Origin of the sequence: Geodermatophilus ruber (assembly GCF_900114385.1) — a bacterium.
In the GTDB taxonomy this organism is placed as follows: Bacteria; Actinomycetota; Actinomycetes; order Mycobacteriales; family Geodermatophilaceae; genus Geodermatophilus; species Geodermatophilus ruber.
Genome location: NZ_FOSW01000020.1, coordinates 43,198 through 69,037, shown reverse-complemented (window position 1 = coordinate 69,037; position 25,840 = coordinate 43,198). Strand labels below are relative to the sequence as shown.

The window sequence follows — 25,840 nt, the reverse complement described above, 5'->3', positions numbered from 1 at the left end:
CTAGGGTGTGCGCGACACCCCCTCGCCAGCTCCGGGAGCCGCCGTGACCGACCCTGCGCGCGCCACCTCGCCCGGCCCCGAGGCGCCCACGGACACCGCCTCCGCCGGGTACACCGAGCGGCTCGCCCGCCTCGCCGGCGCCTCCTGGAAGCAGCGGCTCGACGTCCAGCGGCCCTACCGGTGGAACGTCCGCCGGCTGAACCTGGGCCGGGTCCTCGACCTCGGCTGCGGCCTGGGCCGCAACCTCGCCCACCTGGACGGCAACGGGGTGGGCATCGACCACAACCCGACGTCGGTGGCCACCGCGCGCGAGCACGGCCACGTCGCGTTCACCCCGGAGGAGTTCCGCAACAGCCCGCACGCCCGGCCCGGCGCCTTCGACTCGCTGCTCATGGCCCACGTCGTGGAGCACGTGCCGCACGAGACCGCGGTGGCGCTGCTGCGCGAGCACCTCCCCTTCGTGCGCCCGGGCGGGAAGGTCGTGCTGATCTGCCCGCAGGAGCGCGGCTGGGCCTCGGACGCGACCCACGTCCGCTTCGTGGACTTCACCGGCCTCGCCGAACTGTGCGGCGAGGCCGGGCTGCCGGTGGAGCGCGCCTACTCCTTCCCCTTCCCGCGCCGGGCGGGCCAGGTGTTCGCCTACAACGAGTTCGTCGTCGTCGCCCGCCTCCCCGACCGGCCGCGCTGACCCGCGCGCCGGTCAGGTTCCGGGGAGGCCGGCGAGCCCGGCGGCGTCCATGTCCCTCCCGGGACCAGCCGGCGGCCCCTCCGGGGTCATCCGACGTGCACGCGCGGCCGGCGGGCGCGGTCGGGCTCGGCCTCGCGGAGCACCTCCCGGGTCACCGGCGCCACCTCACCCACGCCGAACAGCAGGAAGCGCAGGAGGTTGGCCAGCGGATTGCCCTCGGTCCACTCGAAGTAGATGTGCGGGACCTTGCGGGTCTCGTCCCGGACGTGGAGGAGGAGCGCGGCCAGAGCGTTGGGCACGGTGCTGCTCTGCACGGTGAGCACCCGGTAGCGCTCGTGCATCACGATCCCGTGCACGTCCAGCGCCGTCTCGAAGTCCGACGGGTCGCGCACCGTGACCTCGACGAACACGATGTCCTCGTCGGGCAGGTCGTGGTCGGCCTTGACCTGCCACAGCTTCTCCCGGTACTCGGCCGGGTCGCGGGCATCGGGCTTGTTGGCCACCAGGCGGATCTTGCGCCGGGCGCAGTCACGGACGAACAGCTCCGCCGTGGTGTCCAGGCGGACCTCGCTCACCCGCAGTTCGAAGGACCGGGACAGGCGGGAGATCAGCGAGACGAGGATGATCGCCGCGATGAAGCAGGCGGCGATCTTCACGCCGTCCGGGCGTTCCACGACGTTGACGATCGTCGTGTAGATGAAGATCGCGGCGATCACGCCGAAGGCGGAGGCCAGCCTCCGCTGGCCCTTGTGGCGCGCGGACAGCGTGACCGCGATCGCAGCCGAGGTGATCAGGACCAGGACGCCGGTGGCGTAGGCGCCGCCCTGGGCGTCCACGTCCGCGTCGAAGATCCAGGTGACCAGGAAGGCCACCGCCGTGATGACCAGCACGAGCGGGCGCACCGCCCGGGCCCACTCCGGCGCCATGCCGTAGCGGGGCAGGTAGCGCGGGATGAGGTTGAGCATGCCGGCCATCGCCGAGGCGCCGGCGAACCACAGGATCGCGATCGTGACCGCGTCGTAGGCCGTGCCGAATGCATCGCCCAGGTGGGTGTGGGCGAGGTAGGCGAGCGCGCGGCCGTTCGCCGGCCCGCCGGGCTCGAAGGCCTGCTGCGGGATCAGCAGGGTCGTGATCAGGCTGCTCGTGATCAGGAAGACGCTCATGATCACGGCCGCCGTCGTCAGCAGCTTCTTGGTGCCCCGGATCCGGCCCAGCGGGCGCTCCTCGGTGTCGCCCGGGTCCCCCTCGACGTGCGGCATCACCGCGACGCCGGTCTCGAAGCCGGACAGGCCCAGCGCCAGCTTGGGGAACAGCAGCAGCGCGACCCCCAGCATCATCACCGGGCTGCCGTGCTGGGCAGTCAGCGCCGCCCACCAGTCGATGACCAGGGACGGCGCCGTGGCCACCTCCCACAGGCTCTCCACGACCACGACCAGGTTCAGCGCGAGATATGCGGCGACCAGGCCGACGGCCACCCCGATCGCCTCGGTGAACCCCTTGAGGAACACCGCCCCGAGCAGTGCGAGCAGCCCCAGGGTGATGGCCATCTCGTGCCCGTGCATCGCGGAGGGCACGTTGGGGTTCTCCACGATGTGCGCCGTCGCATCCGCCGCCGACAGGGTCATCGTGATGATCCAGGAGGTGGCCGCGAACCCCAGCAGCGCGAGGACGAACAGCTTGCCCTTCCAGAACGGCAGCAGCCGCTCGAGCATCGCGATCGACCCCTCGCCGCGGGGACTCTCCTCGGCCACGCGCCGGTAGACCGGCAGGGCTCCGAACAGGGTCAGCGCGACCAGCACGAGCGTGGCGATCGGCGAGAGCAGGCCGGCCGCCAGCGCGGCGATCCCGGGTTGGTAGCCCAGCGTGGAGAAGTAGTCGACGCCGGTGAGGCACATGACCTGCCACCACGGGTGCCGCCGGTGCGTCGCCGCCGGGGAGGCGTGCGCACCGGGGAACCGGCGGTTCCTGGGCGGCTGGCCGTGGAGCAGCCAGTCCCGAATCGGGGCCCTCGCGCGCTGTGGGACCCGCGTCTCGGTCGGCGTGGCCACCTGCGCTCCTGTCCGGCCGGCGTGGGCACCGGTCTCCGGCAGTTGACGCCGCGGCCGGCGGGCAGGAACCCGCTACCGGCCGAGCGTGCGGACGACGTCCAGCGTAGGGCCGCGCCCTCGTTCCAGCAGAGCTTTCCGCTGGCCGCCGGCGGGGCTACCGTCGTCTCCGGTGCGCCGGGAAGCCTGGTCGGCAGTCGTGATCCCGACTGCCAGGAGAGCGCCATGGCCGTTCCGTCACCGTCCGCCCCCGCCGTGCGGACGGAGGGGCTGGGGAAGCGGTTCGGGCCCACCGAGGCAGTGGTCGACCTCTCCCTGACCGTGCCGCCCGGTGAGGTCTTCGGCTTCCTCGGCCCCAACGGTGCAGGAAAGTCCACCACCATCCGGCTGCTGCTCGGCCTGCTCCGCCCCACGACGGGCAGCGCCTGGGTGTTCGACGCCCCGGCCGGTGAGGTCGCGCGGGCGCACCGACGCCTGGCGTACGTGCCGGCCGACGTCTCGCTGTGGCCGTCCCTGACCGGCCGGGAGTGCCTGGACCTGCTGGCCGGCGTCGGACCGGGCACCGATCTCGCCTACCGCGACCAGCTGCTGGAGCGGTTCGCGCTGGATCCCGACCGGCGGGCCCGCACCTACTCCAGCGGGAACCGGCAGAAGGTGGCGCTGGTCGCGGCGTTCGCGACCCGCGCTCCCCTGCTCGTCCTCGACGAGCCGACCAGCGGGCTGGACCCGCTGATGGAGCGGGAGTTCCGGGCCTGCATCGCCGAGGCCGCCGAACGCGGGCAGACGGTGTTCCTCAGCTCGCACCAGCTGGCCGAGGTCGAGCTGGCGTGCTCGCGGGTGGGCATCATCCGCGAGGGGCGGCTGGTCGAGGTCACGGGGCTGGCCGAGCTGCGCCGGCTGCGCCGCGCCGAGGTGGTCGCCGACCTGTCGACGCCGGCCCCCGAGCTGCAACGCCTGGCCGCGCTGCCGGGGGTCAGCGACCTGCGCTGGCCCACGCCGGTGCGGCTGGAGCTGTCGCTGACCGGCCCGCCGGGACCGGTCCTGCGCGCGCTGGCCGATGCCGACGTCGCCCACCTCGAGATGCGCGAACCCTCGCTCGAGGAGATCTTCCTCGACTACTACGGCCAGGGCCCGGCGTGACCACCCGCACGCCGTCGCGCCCCGCGCCCGCGGCGCTGCCCGCCACCTCCCGGTCGGCCGGGCGGGCCGTGACCGGCGCCGCGGTCCGGCAGGTGCGCCGGGGCACCGCGGTGGTGGCCGCGGTCTGCGGCGGGCTGACCGCCCTCGTGGTGGTGCAGTACCGCGGATTGGACGGCGCGGTCGGGATCGGCTCGCTGACCGCGCTCGCCGAGAACCCCGCCATCCGGACGCTGTTCGGCCCGCCGGTCGCGCTCGACGACCCCGGCGGCTTCACCGTCTGGCGCACCGGCACGGTGCTCGCCGTCCTGGTCGGCACCTGGGCGGCGCTCACCGCCACCCGGTTGACCCGCGGCGAGGAGGAGGCCGGCCGGTGGGACCTGCTGCTGGCCGGCCGGCTGCGGCTGCGGTCCCTGGTCGCGCGGACCCTCGTCGTGGTCCTCGCCGCCGCGGCGGTCACCGGCGCGGCCGCCGGTCTCGGGCTGCTCCTCGCCGGGGCGGCCGGGCCGGGCGCGGCGGTCTTCGGCGGGGTGCTCGCCGGCACCGGCACGGTGGGGGCCGCCCTGGGCGTCCTCGCCGCCCAGCTCCTGCCCGATCGCCGCTCGGCGTCGGGTCTGGCGGTCGCCGTGCTGCTGGGCGGCCTGCTCGCCCGCATGGTCGCCGACGGGGTGCCGGCCCTGGGCTGGCTGGCCTGGCTCACCCCGTTCGGCCTGCTGGGCCGGGCCGCGCCGTTCGCCACGGACCGGCCGGCCCCGCTGCTCGTCCTCGCCCTCCTGGCCGCGGTGCCGGCGGTCCTCGCCGTCGTGCTCGCCGGGGGGCGCGACCTCGGCGGGAGCCGGGTGGCCGGCCGCGACCGGCGGACGGCGCACAGCCGGCTGCTCACCTCGCTGCCCGGGCTCGCCCTCCACCGCACCCGCCGCGCGCTGGGCACCTGGGCGGCCGGGCTGATGGCGTACTTCCTGTTGATCGGCCTGCTGGCGACGGCGATGACCGACTTCCTCCGCGCGAACCCGTTCTTCGCCCGCCTGGCCGCCCAGGCCGGCTTCGCACAGCTCGGGTCGGTGGAGGGCTACGTGTCCGCGCTGTACGCCCTGCTGGCCGTGCCGGTCGGTGTGTTCGCCGCCGGCCGGATCGCGGCCACCGCCGCCGACGAGGCGGCCGGCCGGCTGGCCCTCCTCTACTCGCTGCCGGTCGGCCGATCCCGTTGGGCGGCCACCGAGGCCGCCACCGTCGCCGCCGCCTCGGTGGTGCTGGCCGGCGCGGGCGGCCTGGCCACCTGGATCGGGACGTCGTGGGTGGGCGCCGGGCTCGGCCTCGGCGACGCGCTGGCCGGTGCGCTCGGTGTCCTCCCCGTCGCGCTGCTGTGCCTCGGTGCCGCCCTGGCCGCGCTGGGCTGGGCGCCGGCGGCCGTGCTGCCGATCGGGGTCCTGCCCGCCGCCGGCGGCTATGTGCTCCTCGTGCTCGGCGACACGTTCGGTTGGCCCGGTGCCGTCCGCTGGTTCTCACCGTTCGCCCACCTGAACGCAGTCCCTGCCGAGCCGGTGGACGTCGCCGGCGGGCTGGGCATGCTCGCCGTCGCGGGGGTGCTCGCGCTCGCCGGGTGCCTGCGCTACGCCCGGCGGGACCTGCTCGGCTGATCGTCGGGAACCACGGCCGCCCCGCGGACGACTACTGCTGTGACCCACTCCCGGAGAGGCCATCGGTGAACGCTGCGCCCATCTCGACCCGCCCGTCCCCGCTGCGCGGCCTGCTGACCGTGCTGGTCCTCGCGATCGGCCTGGTGCTGGGCACCGCGACGGCCGTGCAGGCCCACACCGGCCTCGGCTCGTCCAACCCGGTTGACGGCAGCACCCTCACCACGCCGCTGCCCGCCGTCGACCTGACGTTCACCGGGCAGGTCCTCCTCCGCGAGGTGACCGTGACCGGCCCGGCCGGCGCCAGCGCCGCCAGCGGCACGGCCACCACCGCGGGTGCCGTCGTCTCCCAGCCGGTGACGCTCACCGACGCCGGCCGGTACACCGTCGCCTACGCGGTGACCTCCGGTGACGGGCACCCGGTCGAGGGGTCGGTCAGCTTCACCTACGCCCCGCCGCCGCCCGCCACCCCCACCAGCGAGGCGGCTGCGCCGACCTCCTCCGCCCCGGCCGCGCCCACCGAGGCCGCCGCGCAGCGCCCGGCGGAGGAGCCGGCCGGCCTGCCGGGATGGGTGCTCGCCGCCGCGGCCGTGCTCGTCACCGGCGCCGTCCTGCTCACCGCCCGCCGGCTGCGGTCGCGGCGCTGACCGGCCGGCGCAGCCGCATCCCACCTCTCGAGGAGAGCCGTCGATGATCGTCCGCCCGTACCGCGCCGCGCTGGCGCTGCTCGCCGCGACCGTCGCGGTCCTGGCCCTGGGGATCGGCACCGCGTCGGCGCACGTCAGCGTCAGCTCGACCGACGCCGTCCCCGGGGGGTTCGGCGAGCTGACGTTCCGGGTGCCGAACGAGAGCGGCACCGCCTCGACGGTCTCGCTGCGGGTGCAGCTGCCCACCGACACGCCGCTGGCGTTCGTCAGCGTCAAGCCGGTGCCCGGCTGGACGGCGACCACGACCACCACGCCGCTGGACCCGCCGGTCGAGGGCGAGTCCGGGCAGATCAGCGAGGCGGTCTCCGAGGTGCTCTGGACCGCCGGCCCGGGCGCCGGCATCGCACCGGGGCAGTACCAGACGTTCTCGATCAGTGCCGGGCCGCTGCCCGACGCCGAGTCGCTGACCCTGCCCGCCCTCCAGGGCTACGACGACGGCACCGAGGCGGCCTGGATCGAGCCGACCGTCGACGGCCAGCCCGAGCCCGACCGCCCGGCGCCGGTGCTGACCCTCGCCGTCGGCGGCCCCGCGCAGCCGACGGACACCGCGACGGCCGGCAGCGCCTCCGCGTCCGCCTCGTCCGACGACGGCTCGTCCGGGCTCGCCGTCACCGCCCTGGTCCTGGCGGTCATCGCCCTCCTGGCGGGCCTGGCGGCGCTGGGCCTGGCGCTGACCGCGCGCCGGCGGACCTCCGTCTAGCGCTCCCCGCGCTCGGTCAGACGACCGCGCCGTCGTCCCGGCGCACCGGGGCGCCCCGCCGCGCGGTGGCCGTGGGCGCTCCGGGTGGGGGCGGGGGCCAGCGGCGGTCCAGCGCCACGGTGAGCGGCACGGCGACCGAGACGGTGGAGATGGTGCCGGCGACGATGCCCAGGACGAGGGCGAGGGCGAAGTCGCCCAGCGAGTCGCCGCCGAGCACGAGCAGCGCGGTCAGCACGAGCAGCGTCGAGGCCCCGGTGTTCACCGTGCGCGGCAGGGTCTGCAGCACCGCGTCCCCGGCGACGATCGGGAACGGTTGCCCCTGCCTGCCGCCCCGGGTCTCCCGGATCCGGTCGAAGACGACCACGGAGTCGTTCACCGAGTACCCGATGACCGTCAGCACCGCGGCGAGGAAGACCCCGTCGGCGGCGCGGCCGGTCCAGGCGAAGACCCCGACGACGACGGCCACGTTGGCGATCAGCGCCGCCACGGCCCCGGCGCTGTAGGTCCAGCGGAACCGCACGGCCAGGTAGCCCAGCTGGGCCAGGAGCGCCACGCCGAGCGCGATGAGCGCGTTGCGGCGCAGCTCGTCCCCGAGGGTGGGGCCGATGAGCTCGTCGCTGACCACCTCGGCGCCCCCGGCCGCGGCGGCGAGCGCGTCGCGGACGGTCTCCTGCTCGGCGTCGTCGATGGGCCCGGTGCGCACCCGCACGTCGCCGTCCTCGGCCTCCTGCACCACCGCGCCGGGGAAGCCCGCGGCGCTCACGGCCTCGCGTGCCGCGTCCGGGTCCAGCGGGCTGCTGGTCGCGTACTGGATGCTGCGCCCGCCGGTGAACTCCACACCCAGCTCCAGGCCGCGGATCGCGAGCCCCGCGGCGGCCAGGACGACGACGAGCAGGGAGACGGCCAGCCAGCGGCGGGGCTGGCGGTAGAGCCGCCACTGCCGGGCGGTCAGCCAGGTGCGCACCCGGCCGAGGGTGTGCAGGCCGGTGAGCCGGGGCCGGTGGGCGAGCGCCGGGCGGGTGGCGGCCAGCTCGGCCAGCGTCCGGGTGATCACCAGGGCGGAGAACATCGAGGCGAGCACACCCACGGTGAGGGTGACCCCGAACCCGCGGACGGGCCCGGACGCGAGGAAGAACAGCAGCCCGGCGGCCAGCAGGGTGGTGACGTTCGAGTCGGCGATGGCCGACAGCGCCCGGCGGAACCCGGTGGTGACCGCGCTGCGCAAGGAGCGCCCGCGCTCGGCGAACTCCTCGCGGGAGCGCTCGTAGACCAGCACGTTGGCGTCCACGGCCATCCCCACGGCCAGCACGAACCCGGCCAGCCCGGGCAGGGTGAGGGTGGCGCCGAGCGTGAGCAGGGCCGCGTAGGCGATCAGCGCGTAGCAGACCAGCGCCACCACGGCGAGCAGCCCCATCAGCCGGTAGACCGCCACGATGAAGATCGCGGTCGCGACGATGCCGAGCAGCACCGCCTGCACGCTCGCGTCGATCGCGGCGTCCCCGAGCGTGGGGCCGACGGTGCGCTGCTCGATGACCTCGACCGGCACCGGCAGGGCACCGCCCTGCACGAGGGCGGCCAGGTTGTCCGCCTCCTCCTGGCTGAAGCTGCCGGTGATCTGGGTGGTGCCCCCGGTGATCCCCACACCGCAGGCGGTCCCCGGGTTCACCTGCGGGGAGGAGATGACCTCGTCGTCGAGGACGATCGCCACCCGCCGGGCCGGATCCCCGGGCTGGGCGCATGCGGCCTGCCCGGTCAGCTGCTCCCACGCGGTCTGCCCGGGGCCGGTGAAGTCGACGGTGACGAACCGGCCGCCGGCACCCTGCAGGTCGATCCCGGACCCGGCCTCCTGCACGCCCTCCCCGGTCAGCGCCGCCGGGCCGAGCCGCACCGGGACGCCGTCCTCGTCGGGCAGCACGGTTTCCGCGGCCGGGTCGACGCCCTCGGTGGCCGGCTGCTCCTCGCCGGGTGCGGCGATGCCGAGCACCGGGTGGAAGGTGAGCTGGGCGGTCCGGCCGATCACCTCGACGGCCTCGCGCGGCTCGGTGAGCCCGGGCAGCTCCACCACGATGCGGCGTTCCCCGGAGCGGACCAGGGTGGGTTCGGCCACGCCGAGGGCGTCCACCCGGCGGCGGAGCACCTCCAGTGCCCGGTCGGTGGCCTCGGCATCGGCGGTCACCGTCGGGGAGTCCTGCGCCTCGAGCACGATCTGCGTGCCACCGCGCAGGTCCAGCCCGAGCGTCGGGGTCGCGGTGAGCACGGCGACGGTGGCCGCCACGAGCACGGCCAGCGACAGCAGGGCGCGGACCAGCAGGGGCCTGCTGCGGGCCGGCGACGCCTTCTCGGTGCGCCGGGACGGGGAGTTCACGGGTCGTCTCCTGGAGGTGCGGGGTGCGCCGAGGCGCGGAGGGGCGGGATGCGGCACCGCCACCGGGCACGGGGCAGGCGTCATCGCCGGAAGGGAAGGAAGGCGCCGGACGGCGGCCGGTGGCTCAGACCGCCGGCGGGGCGCGGGCGCCGAGCGCGGCGTACGGCGTGCTCGCCGGGCGCGCGGCCGTCCGATCCGGCCGCGGGGCAGGCGGCGCGTCAGCCCACGGGTCCTCGACGGCCGGCCCGGCGGCCAGGCGATCACCAGGGCCGGCGGACGTGCGGTCGTCGAGGGACCCGATCCGCTCGACGAACTGGACGGGCCCGCTCGGGACGAGGGTCGCCCGGGAACCGGTGATCCGCGGCCCGGAGGCGGTGTAGCCGGTCGTCACCCGGGTCGGGGCGGAGGCGCTGGAGGTCACCGGGGCCGGGCCGGCGGGCGAACTCCCACTGCCGGTGGGGACGAGCCCGGCGAGGACCAGCAGGCAGCCGGCCACCACGGTCAGCAGGAGGCCTCCGCGGGAGGTCCGTGCGCGCACGCGCTCCTCCTCGCCGGGCCGCTCGGTCGTGCCGGTCCGCGACGCTACCCGGGCCGGAGGCCGAACCGGATCAGGAGCGAGCGGTCGCGACCGCTCCGGCCCCACCGGTCACCACCGACCCGTGCGTGCGCGGGCTGTGGGGCCGGCACCGCTGGCCGGAGCTTCGCCGCGCGCAGACCAACCGGCTCTCGACGTCGCACTGCGTCCGGGTGGACTTGGCTGTGCAACCGTGGTTGCATTCTTCTGTGTCCAGGTCCTCCGCCGACAGCGGCAGCCCCGGGGAGTGGGTGCTGCTCTCCTACCGGCTGCCGCGCGAGCCCTCGGGGCCGCGGACGACGCTGTGGCGCCGGCTGAAGCGACTGGGCGTGGCCCAGTTGTCCGACGGCCTCGTGGCGCTGCCGGCCGACGCCCGCACCCGCGAGTCGCTGGAGTGGTTGGCCGACGACGTCCTGGCCGCGGGCGGTACGGCGGGGCTCTGGGTCGCCCAACCGGCCGCGGTGGCGCAGGAGCGCGAGCTGGCCACGGCGATGGCGGCCACCCGCGCTGCGGAGTACCGGGACCTCGCCGGCTCGTGCCGGGCCGCCACCACCGCGGACCCGGCCGAGCGCGCCCGGGCGCTGCGCCGGTTGCGCGGTGAGTGGCGGGCGATCAACCGCCGGGACTTCTTCCCTCCACCCGAGCGGGAGGAGGCCGCCGTGGCGCTGCGCCACCTGGCCGCCGTCGCCGCACAGGAGAGCCCGGCAGTGCCAGAGGCCGCGCCATGAGGTGGGCGACCCGGGCCGGGGTGCACATCGACCGCGCGGCGTGCGCCTGGCTGATCCGCCGTTTCCTCGACCCCGACGCCGAGTTCGTCTTCGTGTCGGACGCGGCCGAGGTGCCCGCCGACTCGACGCCGTTCGACATGCGCGGGGTCGAGCTCGGTCACCACGGCGGGGACTGCTCGTTCGAGACGATCCTGCGCCGGCACGAGCTCACCGACCCGGTGCTGTGGCGGATTGCCGAGATCGTGCACGAGGCTGACCTCGACGACGAGCGGTTCGACGCACCCGAGGCGCCCGGCCTGGACGTGGTGCTGCGCGGGCTGTCGATGACCGGGGATGACGAGCACACCCTGACCATCTCGGGGCCGGTCTTCGACGGCCTCTACGAGTTCCACCGCCGTCGCCTGCTGCTCGGCCGCGAGCCGGCCTGACATGCGCCCAGAGGTCCGCGGCCGGCCGGCACGACCGCTCCTGTCCGCCCTACAGCTGAGCCCCGGCCACCGCCCGTCTCACCGACCACCTACGCCCGGCGTGCCCGCCGAGCCGCGCCGCCTGCTTGCCCGCATCAATCGACGAGGACGTCCATGACCCGCGAGGCTTCGCACCCCCAGGACGCCGCACCACCCACCCCGGCTCCGGCTGCCGCACCGGAGCCGGGCCCACCGCAGGAGCAGACCGTCATCCCCTTCCGCACCGCCGTGCGGACCTGGTTCCTCATCTCGCTGCAGACCTTCGGCGGCCCCGCCGGCCAGATCGCGGTCATGCAGCGAGAGCTCGTCGACGAGAAGCGGTGGATCGGCCAGCGCCGCTTCCTGCACGCCCTCAACTACTGCACGCTGCTGCCCGGCCCCGAGGCCCAGCAGCTGGCCACGTACGTAGGCTGGCTGCTGCACGGCACCCGCGGCGGCCTGGTCGCCGGCGGCCTGTTCGTGCTGCCCGGCGTGGTCGCGCTGCTGGCGCTCTCCGCGGTCTACGTCGCCTTCGGCAGCACCACCGCGATCACCGCCGTCTTCACCGGGCTCGCCGCCGCGGTGCTGGCCATCGTCGTCCAAGCGGTGATCCGCGTGGCGAAGAAGGCGTTGGACAGCCGCGCACTGGTCGTCCTCGCGGTGGCGTCGTTCGTCGCACTGGCGCTGTTCGGTGTGCCGTTCCCGATCGTGGTGGCGCTCGCGGGGATCGTCGGCTGGGTGCTGGGCCGCTGGCGGCCGTCCGCGCTGCCGGCCAAGAAGGCCGCCGAGGGATCCGACGCCGGCCCGCCACCGGTCATCTCCGACGACGTGCTGCACCACGAGGCACCCACCGCCCGCCGCACCCTCCGGGTACTGCTCGTCGGGCTGATCGTGTGGGGCCTGCCGATCGCGGTGGTGGCGCTGCTGACCGGCGCGGGCAGCGTCTTCACCGAGCAGGGCGTGTTCTTCTCCGGCGCCGCGGTGGTCACCTTCGGCGGTGCCTACGCGGTACTGGCCTACGTCGCCCAGCAGGCCGTGTCCGTGTACGGCTGGCTGGCCCCGCGGGAGATGGTCCGTGGCCTTGCACTGGCCGAGACCACGCCGGGCCCGTTGATCATGGTGGTCCAGTTCGTCGCCTTCCTCGGCGCCTACCGCAACCCCGGCGACCTGGACCCGTGGGTGGCTGCGGTGCTGGCCTCGCTGCTGGTCACCTGGGTGACCTTCGTGCCGAGCTTCCTGTTCGTCCTGCTCGGTGCCCCCTACATGGAGCGGCTGCGCGGCAACCGGTCGCTGTCGGCGGCGCTGAGCGGCATCACCGCCGCGGTCGTCGGCGTGATCGCCAACCTCGGCGTCTACTTCGCCGTCCACACGCTGTTCAGCGACACCGTCGCCGTCGACCGCGGGCCGCTGTCGCTGGAGCTGCCGGTCCTGACCACGCTGCGGCCGGTGCCCCTGGTCATCGCGCTGGTGGCCGCGGTGCTGCTGTTCCGCGTCAGGTGGTCGGTGCTGCGCACCCTCGGTGTCTGCGCCGTCCTGGGCCTGGTCGCCGGGCTGGCCGGCCTGCCCCTCACCTGACGCCCCAGGGTCCGGGTCCTACCCCCCACGGCCGCCACCGGGCCGGCGGCCGTCCCTCCGCTGAGGGTCGTGACGACCGACACGGGAGTGCAGACACCGGCCATCACCTCACGGAAGGTGTCGGCCAGGAGGGCGGTCGGGGACATCAGGCGGCCCCCGCGGCGGCCGCGAGGAGGACGTCCCCGGCGCGGTCCGGCGTCCCGCGGGCGGCATCCAGCCCCCTCCACAACTCGCGGGCGAGCGCGTCGTTCTGCCGGAAGAACGGGGCGTCGGTCCGCGGGCGGGCGAACGCCGGGACCTGTGCTCCCGCGGTCCAGTACCCGGCCGCGAACACCCGTGGATGCGCCGCACCGCTCGCCGTCACCAGCCGCAGCGAGGCATCGACGTCGAGCCGGCCGGTGCGCCACCCGCCGCACGCGGCTCCTGGGTCGGAGAGGACCCGCTCCCGGGCCTCTCCCCGTGCCAGCAGGCCGGCGACCACCGGGTCCGTCGTCGCCGTGACGTCGGGCAGCGGCAGCCGCGCGTCCACCAGCGCCCGCGCCTCGGTGATGCCCGGGCAGCTGGCCGACCGCGCCCGGAAGACCCCGGCCTCCTCGTCCAGCGCGATCTCGGTGTCGGCGCCGAGGAAGCGCAGCACCCCGGCCTCGGAGAGGGCCAGCAGTTCCTCGAGGCGGGGTCCGGGCGGGCCGCTGGCCAGGTAGCTGAACAGGTTCATCCACCACCCGGAGAGGTCCTCGGCCTCCGACCGCGGGGTCAGGCGCCGCGCCGCCACCAGGCTCGCGATGGTGCCGTGGCACTGCAGCAGGGCGGTGAAGACCGCGGCGTCGGTGCTGAAGGCCGGGTTCCCGGCCCGGTCGAGGTCCGCGCGCACGTGCCGGCGCACCGCCTCCTGCAGGGTGCCGGGGTCGGCGAACCAGCGGCCCGCCAGCGGCCGGTCCAGCGCGGCCAGGTCGAAGCGGTCCACGAGGTCGGGCACCGCCCGCGCCACGAGCGCCCGCTCGGCGCGGGGGCCGGCCGCCGCGGCCCAGGCCTCGGCGAACTCCTCCCAGGGCAGCGACGTCCGCTCCGGGTGGGCGCGGAACAGCTCGGTGTAGTGCGCCCACCCGAGCTCCCGGGCGATCAGGGGGGCCAGGTCGGCGCGCAGGTCCAGCGGCCGATCGGTGCCGAACGCCTCATCGACCGCAGCCGGCGTGAAGAACCGCAGCGGCACCGGGGGCACCGCCCACGGATAGCCCAGCTTCGACCGGTACGGGACCCCGCGGCGCGACCCGACGTGCAGCACCGGCTCCCGGCCCGAGGGCAGGTACCGGAGTCCGCCGTCGTCCCCGCGGGCGAACCGGCCGCCGCGGCCGCTGGTCAGCAGCACCGCCAGGTCGACGAAGGCGAGCCCGGCCCCGCGCACGAGCACGTCCTCCCCCGGCGGGAGGACGGAGAGGTCCAGGTCGGCGGTGTAGCCGGTCGGCACGTAGGTCAGCCCCCGTCGGGCGGCAGCCGCCGCCGTCGCCTGCTCGGGCGCCGACGGCCGGGCGTCCAGGTGCCCCTGGGCGAGCAGGACGACGTCAGCGGTGAGGACCGTCCCGTCGGCCAACCGCACGCAGGTGCCGTCAGCGCCGTCGGCGACGTCGACCGCGCGGGTGGCGTGCAGGTGGACGTCGAGCCACGGCTCGGCGTCGGCCGCCACCCGCTCCAGCACCCAGCTCAGGTAGGCGTTCACGAGCGGGCGGGACGGAAAGGACGCCGGGCCGAGCCGCAGGGCCTCGCGGCCGACGGGGTCCTCGGCGGGACGGGCGGCGGCGACGGCGCGCACCCACTCCCACAGGGTCGTCCCCTCTCCCACCGGGCCGTCGACGACGACGGAGGCGTCGGGCAGCACGGTGACGTCACCGACCAGGGAGTTGGCCCACAGGAGGTCGGGTTGCTCGGCCCGCCAGACCCGCCCCCCGCCGGGCGGGAAGGGGTCGACGAGGTGGACGCGGACCCGTCGTCCGCCGGAGAGCCCCGGGGCATTGGCGACGAGCCGTTCGAGGACGCCGATGGCGGTGGGGCCGGCGCCGACGACGACGACGGTGGACGGGCGGACGGGGTCCGGGGCAGGGGTGGACATGCGGGTGCTCTCCAGTGCCGGAGCGGATCGAGGGACGGCGTGCTCAGGCCGTCCGACAGAGGGCACTGCAGGTGCGCAGCAGGTCGACGTGCCGTCGCCGGGACAGGTCCGGGTGCGCCACGTCGCCTCCTCCTCCGCACGGGGTCCGCCGGCCGGGGGCCGGACGACACGTCAATCTCTACCAAACCGATCGGGTTTGACGTGATTAGCGCTCGGTGTCTATGGTCCCGGCCAGGTCCTGAGTGCCAGTACCAAGCCCCGGCTCGCTGGCCGGCAACCCTCCGCTGCGACGGGGTGCCCCGGGTGACGACCTGGCGGACGCCATCCGCGTCCGCAAGTCCGCAGCCCTCCGGGGCTCAGCACGAGGAGCCGAGACAGTGAGCACGGGGAGCCCCCGAAGCGGGCGACACCTCTCGTTCCACCTGGTCGGACGCCTGACCGTCGACCTGCTGCGCACCGACAGCGCGCTCTGTCGCTGACCGCTCGCCCCTGACCTCCCGCGGCACCGGCCGCTCTCGCCCACCGCCTGCGCGCGGTGCCGGCGGCGTGCCCGCGACCCCCCACTCGTTCCGTCCCTGGGAGCACCCCCATGTCCCGCACTCCCCTCCTCGGCGTCGAGCTGTCCGACGCCGGGGCCCACCCGGCCGCCTGGCGACTGGCCGCTGCCGAGCCCACCCGGCTGTTCGACCCCGCGCGCTGGGTCGAGCTGGTCCGCACCGCCGAGCGCGGTGACCTCGACCTCGCCCTGTTCCCCGACGCCTTCGGCATCCAGGGCACCGAGGGCGGCGTCCGCGGCCGGCTCGACGCGCTGCTGACCGCCTCCCGCGTCGCCCCGCTGACCGCGGGCATCGGCCTGGTCCCGAGCGTGACGACGACGCACACCGAGCCCTTCCACGTCGGCAAGGCGGTGCAGACCCTCGACTGGGTCAGCCGCGGCCGCGCCGGCTGGGAGATCGCGGTCAGCCGTACCCCCGCGGAGGCGGCGCTGTTCGGCCGCAAGGACGCCGAGCCCGACGAGGACCTGTGGGCCGAGGCCGACGACGTCGCCGAGGTCGTGGCCCGGCTGGAGGACAGCTGGGAGGACGACGCCGAGATCCGGGACGTCGCCACCGGCCGGTTCGTCGACCGCAACAAGGTCCACTACGTCGACTTCGAGAGCCCCCGCTTCTCCGTGAAGGGGGCCTCCATCACGCCGCGATCCCCCCAGGGACGGCCGCCGGTGGTGGTCCGCGCCGACTCCGAGGCGGCGTTGCGGGTCGCCGCCCGGCGGGCCGACGTGGTCCGGGTACCGGCCCGGGACGCCGCCACGGCCGTGGCGCACCGCACCGCCCTGCGCGGCCTGGTCGAGCAGGCCGGCCGGGACCCGCGGCAGGTCGCCGTCCTGGTCGAGGTCGTCGCCTGGCTCGGTCCCGACGCCGCGGATCGGCGCGCACGGCTGGACCGGTGGACACCCACCGCGTTCGACACGGTGGAGCACGTCGGCGAGGCCGCCGGGCTGGCCGACCTGATCGCGGTGTGGACGACGGTGGTCGACGGCGTGGTCGTGCGGCCTGCCGTGCTGCCCACCGACCTCGAGGTGCTCGTCGACGAGGTCGTCCCGCTGCTGCGCGCACGGGGCGTGCGACCGGCCGGCCCACCCGGACCGACGCTGCGCGACACCCTCGGCCTGCCCCGCCCCGCCAGCCGCTACACCGCCGACCGTCACGCCGCCGGAGCCACCCGATGAGCCGCAAGCAGATCCACCTGGGCGCCCACTTCCCCGGCGTCAACAACACCACCGTCTGGGCCGACCCCCGCTCGGGCAGCCAGGTCGAGTTCGCCTCCTTCGAGCACCTGGCCCGCACCGCGGAGGACGCGCGGTTCGACTTCTTCTTCCTCGCCGAGGGGCTGCGGCTGCGCGAGCACAAGGAGCAGGTCTACGACCTCGACGTCGTCGGCCGGCCCGACACCCTGCCGGTGCTGGCCGCGCTGGCCGCCGTCACCGAGCGGCTGGGCCTGGTCGGCACCATCAACACGACGTTCAACGAGCCGTACGAGGTGGCCCGGCAGTGGGGCACCCTCGATCTGCTCTCCGGCGGGCGGGCCGCGTGGAACCTGGTCACCAGCTCCGACCCGTTCCACGGGGCGAACTTCCGCCGCGGCGGCTTCCTGCCCCACGCCGAGCGGTACTCCCGGGCCGCGGAGCTGGTGCAGGTCGCCCGGCAGCTGTGGGACTCCTGGGACATCGACGCGGTCGCCGGCGGGGAGACCTTCCTGCGCCCGGGCGCCGTGCGGCCGTTCGCCCACACCGGCCCGCAGTTCGACGTCCGGGGCACCTTCGGGACCCCGCGCGGGCCGCAGGGGCACCCGGTGCTGTTCCAGGCCGGTGACTCGACCGAGGGACGGGAGTTCGCCGCCCGGGACGCCGACGTCGTGTTCACCGCGCACTCGACCGTCGAGGCCGGCCAGGCGTTCTACGCCGACGTCAAGGGCCGGCTGGCCGCGCACGGCCGCCGGCGGGAGGACCTGAAGATCCTGCCCGCGGTCACCGTGGTGCTCGGTGACACCGAGGCCGAGGCCCGCGACCGGGCGCGGCACATCCGCGAGCAGCAGGTCAGCGGGCCGACGGCGATCGCCTTCCTGGAGCAGGTGTGGGGCCGCGACCTCACCGCGTACGACCCGGACGGCCCGCTGCCGGCCGACGACCCCGACGCGGACAACGTGTCGATCACCCGCGGCCGGGTCCGGCACCACCGCGACCCGGCGGCGCTGGCCCGGCAGTGGCGGGAGCTGGCCGAGGCCCACGGCTGGTCGATCCGCGAACTGGTCATCCAGGTCGGCGACCGCGGCGGCCTCGTCGGGACGGCGGAGTCGGTGGCGCAGCAGATCGACGACGCGGCGCAGGCCGACGCGTGCGACGGCTACATCCTCGTGCCCCACCTCACCCCGGCCGGGCTGGACGAGTTCGCCGCCCGCGTCGTCCCGCTGCTGCAGGACCGCGGCTCCTTCCGTACCGACTACACCGGCCCGACGCTGCGCGACCACCTCGGCCTCGGCCCGGCCCGCAGCTCCCGCCGCTCCGGCGGCGGCGTCGGCACCGACCGCGGGCAGGTGGCCCGATGACCGCCGCGCCCGGCCTGGCGGTGGTGCGCGCCCACCCGCACGACGCGCTGGCCGCACCGCTGTTCGCCGAGCTCACCGCCGAGTACGACAGCCGCTACGGCGACCTGTTCGGCGGCGCGGCCGAGGAGCTCACCCGCTACCCGGCCGCGGAGTTCCTGCCCCCGGACGGCGAACTGCTCCTGCTGGTGGAGGACGGCGTCCCGGTGGCCGGCGGCGCCTACCGCCGGCACGACGACCCGGGCACCGCCGAGGTCAAGCGGATGTGGACCGCCACCGCCCACCGCCGGCGCGGGCTGGCCCGCCAGGTACTCGCCGAGCTGGAGGCCCGGGCCACGGCCCGCGGCTACACCCGCATGTACCTCACCACCGGTCCCCGCCAGCCCGAGGCCAAGTCGCTCTACCTCGCCGCCGGCTGGACCCCGCTGTTCGACCCCGCCGTCCCCCGTCCCACCGACAGCGCCGCCCTCCGCCGGCTGCCGGTGGCCCAGCGTCTGTACGCCTTCGAGAAGCCCCTGGGAGACCTCGCATGACGTCGCTCGCCTCCCGTCCCGACACCCTCGCGCCGCGATCCGGGACGCCCTACGACCAGTTGAAGGTGGTGCCCGCGCGGCACCCGGGCCGCTGGGTGGCCACCGCCGCCGTCGCGGTCCTGCTCGCGATGGTGGTCAACTCGCTGGTCACCAACCCCCGGTGGGAGTGGGACGTCGTCGGCGCGTACCTGACCGAGGAGTCGATCGTCCGCGGGGTCTGGACGACCATCCAGCTGACGCTGATCACCGCCGTGCTCGGTTTCGCCCTGGGCACGGTGCTGGCGCTCATGCGGCTGTCCCGCTCGCCGCTGCTGCGGGCGGTCAGCTGGGGCTACACCTGGGTGTTCCGCTCGGTGCCGCTGATCCTGCAGCTGCTGCTCTGGTACAACCTCGCCTACCTGTACCAGACGCTGGACTTCGGCATCCCGTTCGGCCCGTCGTTCGCCAGCGTCGAGACGCTCTCGCTGATCGACAAGTTCGGCGCCGCCATCCTCGGCCTGGGCCTGCACCAGGCGGCCTACTCCGCGGAGATCGTCCGTGCCGGGATCCTCTCGGTGGACCAGGGCCAGCTGGAGGCCGCCGCCTCACTGGGCATCCCGCGGCGCCGGCAGACCACCCGGATCGTTCTGCCGCAGGCGATGCGCGCGATCGTGCCGACGGCGGTCAACGAGGTGATCGGCCTGTTCAAGGGCACCTCGATCGTCTACGTGCTGGCCCTCGGCGAGCTGTTCTACACGGTCAGCGTCATCTACGGCCGCACCCAGCGGGTGCTGCCGATGCTCGTCGTCGCGGCGGTCTGGTACGTCGTCCTCACCACGGTGGTCACCGTGATCCAGTACTACGTCGAGCGGTACTACGCCCGGGGTGCGGTCCGGACGTTGCCACCGACACCGTGGCAGCGGGTGCGGTCGGAGCTCGCCGCCGTCCTGTCACGGTTCGGCGCTCCGCGCGGGGCCACCCGATGACCGCGGCGGTCGAGGGGACCCGCCCCGGCCGGGTCGAGGTGCACGGCGTGCACAAGGCCTTCGGCACGCTGGAGGTGCTGCGCGGCGTCGACCTGGTCGTCGAGCCGGGGACCGTCACCGTCGTCCTCGGGCCGTCGGGTTCGGGCAAGTCCACGCTGCTGCGCAGCATCAACCACCTGGAGAAGGTCGACCGGGGCTTCGTGGCCCTGGACGGGGAGCTGGTGGGCTACCACCGCAAGCCGCACCGCGGCACCGAGCGGCTGCACGAGCTGCCGGAGAAGGACCTGCTGCGCCAGCGCACCCGCTTCGGGTTCGTCTTCCAGTCCTTCAACCTGTTCCCGCACCTCACTGCGCTGGAGAACGTCGTCGAGGCGCCGGTCTCGGCGCAGGGCCGCCGGCGCAGTGAGGTCGAGGCCGAGGCCCGCGAGCTGCTCGGCCGCGTGGGCCTGGCCGACCGGGCCGGCGCCTACCCCCGGCAGCTCTCCGGTGGGCAGCAGCAGCGGGTGGCCATCGCCCGCGCTCTGGCGATGCGGCCGGCCGTGCTGCTGTTCGACGAGCCCACCTCGGCGCTGGACCCCGAGCTGGTCGGCGAGGTGCTCGGCGTCATCGAGGACCTCGCCCGCGACGGCACCACGATGGTCGTGGTCACCCACGAGATCGGGTTCGCCCGCCGGGCGGCCGACCGGGTCGTGTTCATGGACGCCGGCCGGGTCGTCGAGGCCGGCCCGCCCGAGCAGGTGCTCGACCACCCGACGCACGAACGCACCCGCGCCTTCCTCGCGAAGGTCCTGTAGTCACCCGGCCCCGTCCAGAGGCTCGCCGCGAGCGTGCGAGCGGTGAGGAGGACGGGGTCCTTCACGGCGCACCCCGCGCCGCCCGTCGATGGCACGCGCCCGCGTGCCCCCTCCAAGGAGAGAAACCACAGTGAGCGCACGTACCGGACGAGCCCGACTCGTCGCCGTTCTGGCCGCTGCGTCCGTGCTGGCCCTCGGGGCGTGCACCAGCGCGAACGAGATCGAGGAGCAGGCCCGCGCCGACGACGCCGGCTCCGGCAGCTCGGGCCTGGCCGTCAACACCAGCCCCGACCAGGACCGGGTCCGCAGCACGCCCAGCGACGAGGCCATCGCGCTCCTGCCGCCCGGACTCGTCGCGGACGGGAAGCTGACCGTGGCGGTCGGGGCGTTCACCCCGCCGCTGAGCTTCCTGGCCGACGACAACGAGACGGTGATCGGCAACGAGCCGGACATCGCCCAGCTCGTCGCCGACGGCCTCGGTCTCGACCTGGAGCTGATCACCACCGACTGGTCGAACTGGCCGCTGGCCACCCAGTCCGGCTCGGTGGACGTGACGATCGCCAACGTGACCGTGACCGAGGAGCGCAAGGAGCTGTTCGACTTCTCCTCCTACCGGGTCGACAACCTAGGCTTCCTGGCGAACGCGAACTCCGGCCTGTCGGTGGAGAAGGCCGAGGACATCGCCGGGCTGACGATCGCCGTGGGCTCGGGCACCAACCAGGAGAAGATCCTGCTGGCCTGGGACGCGGAGAACCAGGCAGCCGGCCTGGAGCCCATCGACGTCCAGTACTTCGAGAACGACGGCGATTCCATCCTCGCGCTGCAGTCCGGCCGCCTCGACCTGTACTTCGGCCCGAACCCGACGGGCGCGTACAAGGCGGGCGTGGCGCCGCAGGACTTCGAGGTCGTCGGCACGGTGAACGGCGGATGGCCGCAGACCGCGCAGATCGCCGTCGCCACCGCGAAGGGCAACGGCCTGGCCGAGGCGATCACCGCCGCGCTCAACCACGCCATCGACGACGGCACCTACGCACAGGTCCTCGAGCGGTGGGGGCTGACCAGCGAGGCGATCGAGCGCGCCGAGACCAACCCGCCCGGCTTGCCGCGCCAGCCCGCCTGAGCCCGGATCGCGAGAGGAGACCCCGATGACCCGCACCCGCACGCGCGCCGTCCGGCCGACCGCCGCGCTGCCCCTGCGCACCGCGCTCGTCCTGTCCACCGTGGTGTTCCTGTCCGCCTGCACCAGCTCGGCGGAGATCGAGGCCGATCAGCGCGCCGAGGGGGCCGCCGAGGCCGGCGCCACCGAGGCGGTGCTCGGGGTGGACACCAGCCCCGAGCAGACCGGCCGGGTCCACACCGACGAGGACCCCGACGCCGCCACCCTCGTGCCGGCCGCCATCGCCGAGGACGGGCGGCTCACCGTCGGCGTGGCCGGCGCCGGCGAGCCGCCCCTGGGCTTCCTCGCCGACGACAACGCCACCGTCGTCGGCAGCGAGGTCGACATCGCCTCGCTGGTCGCCGAGTCCCTCGGCCTGCAGCTCGACGTCGTCAACGTCTCGTGGGAGCAGTGGCCGCTGGGCGTGCAGAGCGGAGACCTCGAGGCGGTGTTCAGCAACGTCGGCGTCAACAGCGAGCGGCTGCAGCTGTTCGACTTCGCCACCTACCGCGAGGGCGTCATGGCCTTCAGCGCCCGGCCCGACAGCGGGCTGTCGATCGACGAGCCCGCGGACATCGCCGGCCTCACGATCGCCGTCAGCTCCGGGACCAACCAGGAGCGGATCCTGCTCGACTGGAACGCCCAGAACGAGGCCGCCGGCCTGGAGACCGCGCAGCTGGAGTACTACGCCAACGCCGCCGACACCCTGCTGGCGCTGCAGTCGGGCCGGATCGACACCTACATCGGCCCGAACCCGAACGCCGTGTACCAGCAGTCGGTCGGCGACATCGAGATCGTCGGCACGGTCAACGCCGGCTGGCCCAACACCACCTACGTCGCGGCCACCTCGCTGAAGGGCAACGGCCTGGTCGACGCCTTCGAGGCGGCGCTGCAGCACGTCTTCGAGGACGGCACCTACGCCCGGACGCTGGAGCGGTGGGGCCTGCCCGACGAGGCCGTCGACGAGCCCGTGGTCAACCCGGCGGTGGGGTCCTGAGCGCGCCCGGGCCGGCCACGCCGCGGCTCACCGACGTCGTCGTGGTCGGTGGCGGCGTCGTGGGCTCGGCCGCCGCCTGGGCGCTGGCGCGGCGCGGGGTCGGGGTCGTGCTGCTGGAGCAGTTCGGCCCCGGCCACGCCCTGGGCGCCTCGCACGGTCGGTCCCGGATCTACCGCAGCACCTACCCCCAGCCGCACCACCAGGCACTGGTCGCCGAGGCCCGGGAGCTGTGGGCGCAGCTCGAGGCCGAGACCGGGACGACGCTCCTGCACCCGGGCCCTGGCGTGGCCACCGCCGCGCCCGGTCCCGGGCAGGACCGGCTGCGCGCGGTGGCCGCGGCGATGGACGCCGCCGGCGTGCCGTACGAGTGGCTCTCGCCGACGGCGGCCGCGGAGCGCTGGCCGGGGCTGCGCTTCCCCGGCCCGGTCCTCCACGAGCCGCACACCGCCGGTCGGGTGGACGCCGACGCCGCGGTCACCGCCCTGCAGGCCGCCGCCGCGACCCACGACGCCGTCGTGCGGCACCACCGGCGGGTCACCGCGCTCGAGCCGGACGGAGAGGGGGTGTGCGTGCGGTCCGCCGCGGGAGCGGTGGTCCGCGCCCGTGCCGCGGTCGTGGCGGCCGGGGCATGGACGCGCGACGTACTCGGCGACGACGTGCGGTTGCCGCCACTGCGGGTCACCCAGGAGCAACCGGCGCACTTCCGCCCGCTCGACCCCGGGCTGGAGTGGCCCGCCTTCACCGCCGACCCGGACCCGGACGAGGGCTGGCCGAGCGGCGTCTACGGGCTTTCCAGCCCGGGTGAGGGCGTGAAGGTCGGGTTCCACGGCACCGGCCCCGAGTGCCACCCCGACGCCCGGGACTTCACCGCCGAGCCCGGGCAGCTGGCCCTCCTCCAGGAGTACGTGCGCCGCTGGCTGCCCGGGCTCGACGCCGACGATCCCGAGCCGGTGTCGTGCACCTACACGAGCACGCCCACCGGCGAGTTCGTGCTCGACCGCATCGGCCCCGTGGTGGTCGCCGCGGGCTTCAGCGGGCACGGGTTCAAGTCCGCCCCTGCCATCGGCCGGGTGCTCGCCGACCTGGCGCTCGGCGCACCGGCCGGCGTGGAGGCCTTCGCCCTCGGCGCGCACGCTGCCCGGACCTGACCGCCGGCTGCGCCCGCGGACCGGAACCTCCTCCCGCCCGGGGAGGGGCTCCGGCCCGCGGGCCGGCCTCGCAGTCAGAGCACCTCGCTGAGCTTCCCGGTCGCGACGTCGAGGACGAAACCGCGGACGCTGTCCTTCACCGGGATGAACGGGCTGTCGAGGATGCGCCGCCGCTGCGCCCGGACGTCCTCCTCCAGGTCGCCGAACGCCTCGGAGTGCCAGGTCGGGCGGACGCCGACGTCCTGCTCGACCGAGGCCCGGAAGTCCTCGTCGTGGAAGGTGAGCATCCCGCAGTCGGTGTGGTGCACCAGCACGATCTCGCGGGTGCCGAGCAGCCGCTGGCTGATCGCCAGGGAGCGGATCTCGTCGTCGGTGACGACGCCGCCGGCGTTGCGGATGACGTGCGCCTCCCCCTCGGACAGGCCCAGGGCGCGGTACACGTCGAGCCGGGCGTCCATGCAGGCGACCACGGCGACGTGCCTCGCCGGCGGCAGCGGCAGCGGGCCGGGGAAGGTCTCCGCGTAGCGGGCGTTGGCAGCGAGCAGTTCGTCGGTCACGGACACGGGGATCTCCTTCGGGGTGAGGGTCACCGGCCCCGTGCGGGACCGGCGGAGCGGGATGAGAAGTCACCGCGGCGGAGAACTGGGAGGAGCGCACCGGGCTGGCGGTCGCCGACGGGAGCGGCCGGTTCGTCGCCGCGGCGGGCGGCCCGCTGCTGCAGAGCCCGCACCCGCCGTCCGGGCTCCGCTACGCCGATGCCGTGCCCCTCCCCGGCGGCGGCGCCCGCTGGTTCTACGAGGCCACCCGGGCCGACGGCGCGCACGAGCTGCGCACCGTGCTGCTGCCCGGCTGACACCGTCACCGCCCCGGCGCGCCACACCCGGCACCCCGGGCCACGGAGTCGAGGTCGGCACCGCCGAGGCCGGCCAGCGGCCGGGGATCGTCGACCGGCTGCCAGCGACCGTCCCGCACCGCGTACGGCACCGCCGGACCGCTGCAGAGGAACGCGGCCAGGCCGTCGAGGAGCCGGTCGACATCGGCGCTCGTCGTCGCCACGCCGACGCTCGCCCGCAGCGCCCCCTGCGGCACCCCGAGCCGGGCCAGCAGCGGATGGGCGCAGAACCGGCCGTCCCGCACCCCGATCCCGTGCTCGGCCGACAGGCAGGCCGCGACCAGACCGGGATCGGCCCCCTCGACGGTGAACCCGACGACCCCGGTGGGCGCAGTGGAGTCCGGCCAGATCCGCAGCCGCCGCACGCCGGGCAGCGCGTCGAGCCCCTCCTCGAGCCGGGCCCGCAGCTGCGCCTCGTGCGCCTCGAGCGCGCCCTCGGGCAGCCCGGACAGGGCCGCGCAGGCGGCCGCCAGCGCGACCGCGCCGAGGACGTTCGGGGAACCGCCCTCGTGCCGGTGTGGCGCCGTGGCCCAGGTCGTCGCCTCGACGGTCACGTCGTGCACCGCACCGCCGCCGGCGAGGTATGGCGGAGCCGCGTCCAGCCAGTCCCGGCGGCCGACCAGCGCACCGACGCCGTAGGGGGCGTAGAGCTTGTGCCCGGAGAGCGCCACGTAGTCCGCGCCGGTCGCGGCGAGGGAGAACCGGCGGTGCGGCACGAGCTGGGCGCCGTCGACGGCGACCCGCGCGCCGGCGGCGTGCGCGAGCGCGACGACGTCGGCCAGCGGCAGCGCCTCCCCGGTCACGTTGGACGCCCCGGTGACCGCGACCAGGGCATAGCGGTCCCGGGCCAGCTCCGCGCCCAGGTCCCGCAGGGTGGCGGTCACGGTCGCCCGGGTGGGCAGGACGGTGGCGCCGCGGCGCTGCCAGGGCAGCAGGTCGGCGTGGTGCTCGCAGTCGAGCACCAGCACCCGCCGTCCGGGGGGAACACAGCCGGCGAGCAGGTTGAGCGCGTCGGTGGTGTTGCGGGTGAGCACGCAGACGTCGTCGGCCCGGGCGCCGACGAAGCCGGCGACCGTGTCCCGGGCCGACTCGTAGAGCGCCGTCGACACCTGCGACAGATAGCCGGCGCCGCGGTGCACGCTGGCGTAGAGCGGGAGGGCCTCGGCCACCCGCTCGGCCACCGCGACCAGCGCCGGCGTGCTGGCCGCGGTGTCCAGGTTGACGTACCGGGCGCGGCCGGAGGGAACCAGCGGCACCTCGGTGTCCGCGCCCACCACGGGCAGCAGCGGCCCGGCCGTGAGGACGGCCGGGCGGACGTCGGAACGGGACAGGACCGCGCCGGACATGGGACCTCCACAGGAGTCGGGGACCCGCGCACCGGGTCCGCGCTTGCGAGGACCGGCCGGCCCCCGCCAGGTCGTCACCCGGGGCACCCCATCGCGGAGGAAGGGTTGCCGGCCAGCGAGCCGGGGCTTGTCGCTGGCGCTCTTGACCCGCCGGCAGCGTGGCACGCGGCCCGCATTCCCGTCAATTCCGATCGAAATGGTAGACAT

At 75.3% G+C, this 25,840-nt stretch carries 22 protein-coding genes and 2 riboswitches; of the genes, 16 read left to right on the top strand and 6 right to left on the bottom strand.

What is annotated here, in order from left to right; genetic code table 11:
- The first annotated feature begins 43 nt into the window (after positions 1 to 43).
- Complete coding sequence (locus BMZ50_RS22530; RefSeq protein ID WP_091329733.1) at positions 44 to 688, top strand: class I SAM-dependent methyltransferase; 645 nt, start codon at positions 44 to 46, stop codon at positions 686 to 688.
- Between the two features lie 86 nt (positions 689 to 774).
- Here BMZ50_RS22530 and BMZ50_RS22525 read toward each other — a convergent pair whose 3' ends face one another.
- Positions 775 to 2,736 (bottom strand): APC family permease, encoded by a 1,962-nt coding sequence (locus BMZ50_RS22525; protein WP_091329731.1) that lies wholly within the window; start codon positions 2,734 to 2,736, stop codon positions 775 to 777.
- A gap of 222 nt (positions 2,737 to 2,958) precedes the next feature.
- On the opposite strand from BMZ50_RS22525, the gene BMZ50_RS22520 reads away from it, so the two are divergent.
- The 4 genes from BMZ50_RS22520 (at position 2,959) to BMZ50_RS22505 (ending at position 6,911) form a co-directional block, all read left to right on the top strand.
- The gene (locus BMZ50_RS22520; RefSeq protein WP_091329729.1) at positions 2,959 to 3,873 is read left to right on the top strand and encodes an ABC transporter ATP-binding protein; all 915 of its coding nucleotides are present in this window, start codon (positions 2,959 to 2,961) and stop codon (positions 3,871 to 3,873) included.
- Complete coding sequence (locus tag BMZ50_RS22515) at positions 3,870 to 5,507, top strand: hypothetical protein (protein ID WP_218146393.1); 1,638 nt, start codon at positions 3,870 to 3,872, stop codon at positions 5,505 to 5,507. The genes BMZ50_RS22520 and BMZ50_RS22515 overlap by 4 nt, the downstream gene beginning before the upstream one ends.
- 65 nt (positions 5,508 to 5,572) lie before the next feature.
- Positions 5,573 to 6,151, top strand: a complete 579-nt coding sequence (locus tag BMZ50_RS22510) for a copper resistance CopC family protein (RefSeq protein ID WP_177212945.1) — start codon at positions 5,573 to 5,575, stop codon at positions 6,149 to 6,151.
- A gap of 43 nt (positions 6,152 to 6,194) precedes the next feature.
- Positions 6,195 to 6,911: a YcnI family copper-binding membrane protein gene (locus tag BMZ50_RS22505; protein ID WP_091329725.1), complete on the top strand. Its 717-nt coding sequence runs from the start codon at positions 6,195 to 6,197 to the stop codon at positions 6,909 to 6,911.
- A gap of 16 nt (positions 6,912 to 6,927) precedes the next feature.
- Here the strand turns inward: BMZ50_RS22505 and secD are convergent, their stop codons facing one another.
- The gene (gene secD, locus BMZ50_RS22500; RefSeq protein ID WP_218146392.1) at positions 6,928 to 9,276 is read right to left on the bottom strand and encodes a protein translocase subunit SecD; all 2,349 of its coding nucleotides are present in this window, start codon (positions 9,274 to 9,276) and stop codon (positions 6,928 to 6,930) included.
- Positions 9,277 to 9,400: 124 nt separating this feature from the next.
- Positions 9,401 to 9,814, bottom strand: a complete 414-nt coding sequence (locus BMZ50_RS22495; RefSeq protein WP_091329721.1) for a hypothetical protein — start codon at positions 9,812 to 9,814, stop codon at positions 9,401 to 9,403.
- 245 nt (positions 9,815 to 10,059) lie between these two features.
- Here BMZ50_RS22495 and BMZ50_RS22490 point away from each other — a divergent pair, with 245 nt between their 5' ends.
- The 3 genes from BMZ50_RS22490 (at position 10,060) to chrA (ending at position 12,599) form a co-directional block, all read left to right on the top strand.
- Entirely contained in the window at positions 10,060 to 10,578 is a 519-nt protein-coding gene (locus BMZ50_RS22490; RefSeq protein WP_091329719.1) for a Chromate resistance protein ChrB, read from the top strand.
- Positions 10,575 to 11,006 (top strand): chromate resistance protein ChrB domain-containing protein, encoded by a 432-nt coding sequence (locus tag BMZ50_RS22485; RefSeq protein WP_091329717.1) that lies wholly within the window; start codon positions 10,575 to 10,577, stop codon positions 11,004 to 11,006. The genes BMZ50_RS22490 and BMZ50_RS22485 overlap by 4 nt, the downstream gene beginning before the upstream one ends.
- Positions 11,007 to 11,159: 153 nt before the next feature.
- Complete coding sequence (gene chrA / locus BMZ50_RS22480) at positions 11,160 to 12,599, top strand: chromate efflux transporter (protein WP_091329715.1); 1,440 nt, start codon at positions 11,160 to 11,162, stop codon at positions 12,597 to 12,599.
- 145 nt (positions 12,600 to 12,744) lie between these two features.
- Here chrA and BMZ50_RS22475 read toward each other — a convergent pair whose 3' ends face one another.
- Positions 12,745 to 14,703 carry an FAD/NAD(P)-binding protein gene (locus BMZ50_RS22475; protein ID WP_091329713.1) on the bottom strand — a complete coding sequence of 653 codons (1,959 nt, stop codon included), beginning with the start codon at positions 14,701 to 14,703 and terminating at the stop codon, positions 12,745 to 12,747.
- A 234-nt stretch (positions 14,704 to 14,937) separates the two neighbouring features.
- Positions 14,938 to 15,049, top strand: a riboswitch (SAM riboswitch).
- A 243-nt stretch (positions 15,050 to 15,292) separates the two neighbouring features.
- Between BMZ50_RS22475 and BMZ50_RS22470 the strand changes: the two genes are divergently transcribed.
- From BMZ50_RS22470 to BMZ50_RS22435, 8 genes are all read left to right on the top strand, one after another.
- A complete protein-coding gene (locus BMZ50_RS22470) occupies positions 15,293 to 16,429 on the top strand; it encodes an LLM class flavin-dependent oxidoreductase (RefSeq protein ID WP_091329711.1) in 1,137 nt (378 codons plus the stop codon).
- Positions 16,426 to 17,805, top strand: coding sequence for an NtaA/DmoA family FMN-dependent monooxygenase (locus tag BMZ50_RS22465; RefSeq protein ID WP_091329709.1), 1,380 nt, complete (start codon positions 16,426 to 16,428; stop codon positions 17,803 to 17,805). Before BMZ50_RS22470 ends, BMZ50_RS22465 begins: the two co-directional genes overlap by 4 nt.
- Positions 17,802 to 18,335 carry a GNAT family N-acetyltransferase gene (locus BMZ50_RS22460; protein WP_091329707.1) on the top strand — a complete coding sequence of 178 codons (534 nt, stop codon included), beginning with the start codon at positions 17,802 to 17,804 and terminating at the stop codon, positions 18,333 to 18,335. Before BMZ50_RS22465 ends, BMZ50_RS22460 begins: the two co-directional genes overlap by 4 nt.
- Positions 18,332 to 19,300, top strand: coding sequence for an amino acid ABC transporter permease (locus BMZ50_RS22455; RefSeq protein ID WP_091329705.1), 969 nt, complete (start codon positions 18,332 to 18,334; stop codon positions 19,298 to 19,300). Before BMZ50_RS22460 ends, BMZ50_RS22455 begins: the two co-directional genes overlap by 4 nt.
- Positions 19,297 to 20,094, top strand: a complete 798-nt coding sequence (locus BMZ50_RS22450; protein WP_091329703.1) for an amino acid ABC transporter ATP-binding protein — start codon at positions 19,297 to 19,299, stop codon at positions 20,092 to 20,094. The genes BMZ50_RS22455 and BMZ50_RS22450 overlap by 4 nt, the downstream gene beginning before the upstream one ends.
- A 130-nt stretch (positions 20,095 to 20,224) precedes the next feature.
- Positions 20,225 to 21,214: an ABC transporter substrate-binding protein gene (locus BMZ50_RS22445; RefSeq protein ID WP_091329701.1), complete on the top strand. Its 990-nt coding sequence runs from the start codon at positions 20,225 to 20,227 to the stop codon at positions 21,212 to 21,214.
- Between the two features lie 25 nt (positions 21,215 to 21,239).
- Positions 21,240 to 22,247: an ABC transporter substrate-binding protein gene (locus tag BMZ50_RS22440; RefSeq protein WP_091329699.1), complete on the top strand. Its 1,008-nt coding sequence runs from the start codon at positions 21,240 to 21,242 to the stop codon at positions 22,245 to 22,247.
- A gap of 41 nt (positions 22,248 to 22,288) precedes the next feature.
- Positions 22,289 to 23,395 carry an FAD-dependent oxidoreductase gene (locus BMZ50_RS22435; RefSeq protein WP_218146391.1) on the top strand — a complete coding sequence of 369 codons (1,107 nt, stop codon included), beginning with the start codon at positions 22,289 to 22,291 and terminating at the stop codon, positions 23,393 to 23,395.
- 74 nt (positions 23,396 to 23,469) lie between these two features.
- On the opposite strand, the gene BMZ50_RS22430 is transcribed toward BMZ50_RS22435, so the two are convergent.
- On the bottom strand, positions 23,470 to 23,958 hold the full coding sequence (locus BMZ50_RS22430; protein WP_091329696.1) for a beta-class carbonic anhydrase: 489 nt from the start codon (positions 23,956 to 23,958) through the stop codon (positions 23,470 to 23,472).
- A gap of 295 nt (positions 23,959 to 24,253) precedes the next feature.
- Positions 24,254 to 25,633 (bottom strand): aminotransferase class V-fold PLP-dependent enzyme, encoded by a 1,380-nt coding sequence (locus BMZ50_RS22420; RefSeq protein WP_091329694.1) that lies wholly within the window; start codon positions 25,631 to 25,633, stop codon positions 24,254 to 24,256.
- 34 nt (positions 25,634 to 25,667) lie between these two features.
- Positions 25,668 to 25,781: riboswitch (SAM riboswitch) on the bottom strand.
- Positions 25,782 to 25,840 lie beyond the last annotated feature (59 nt).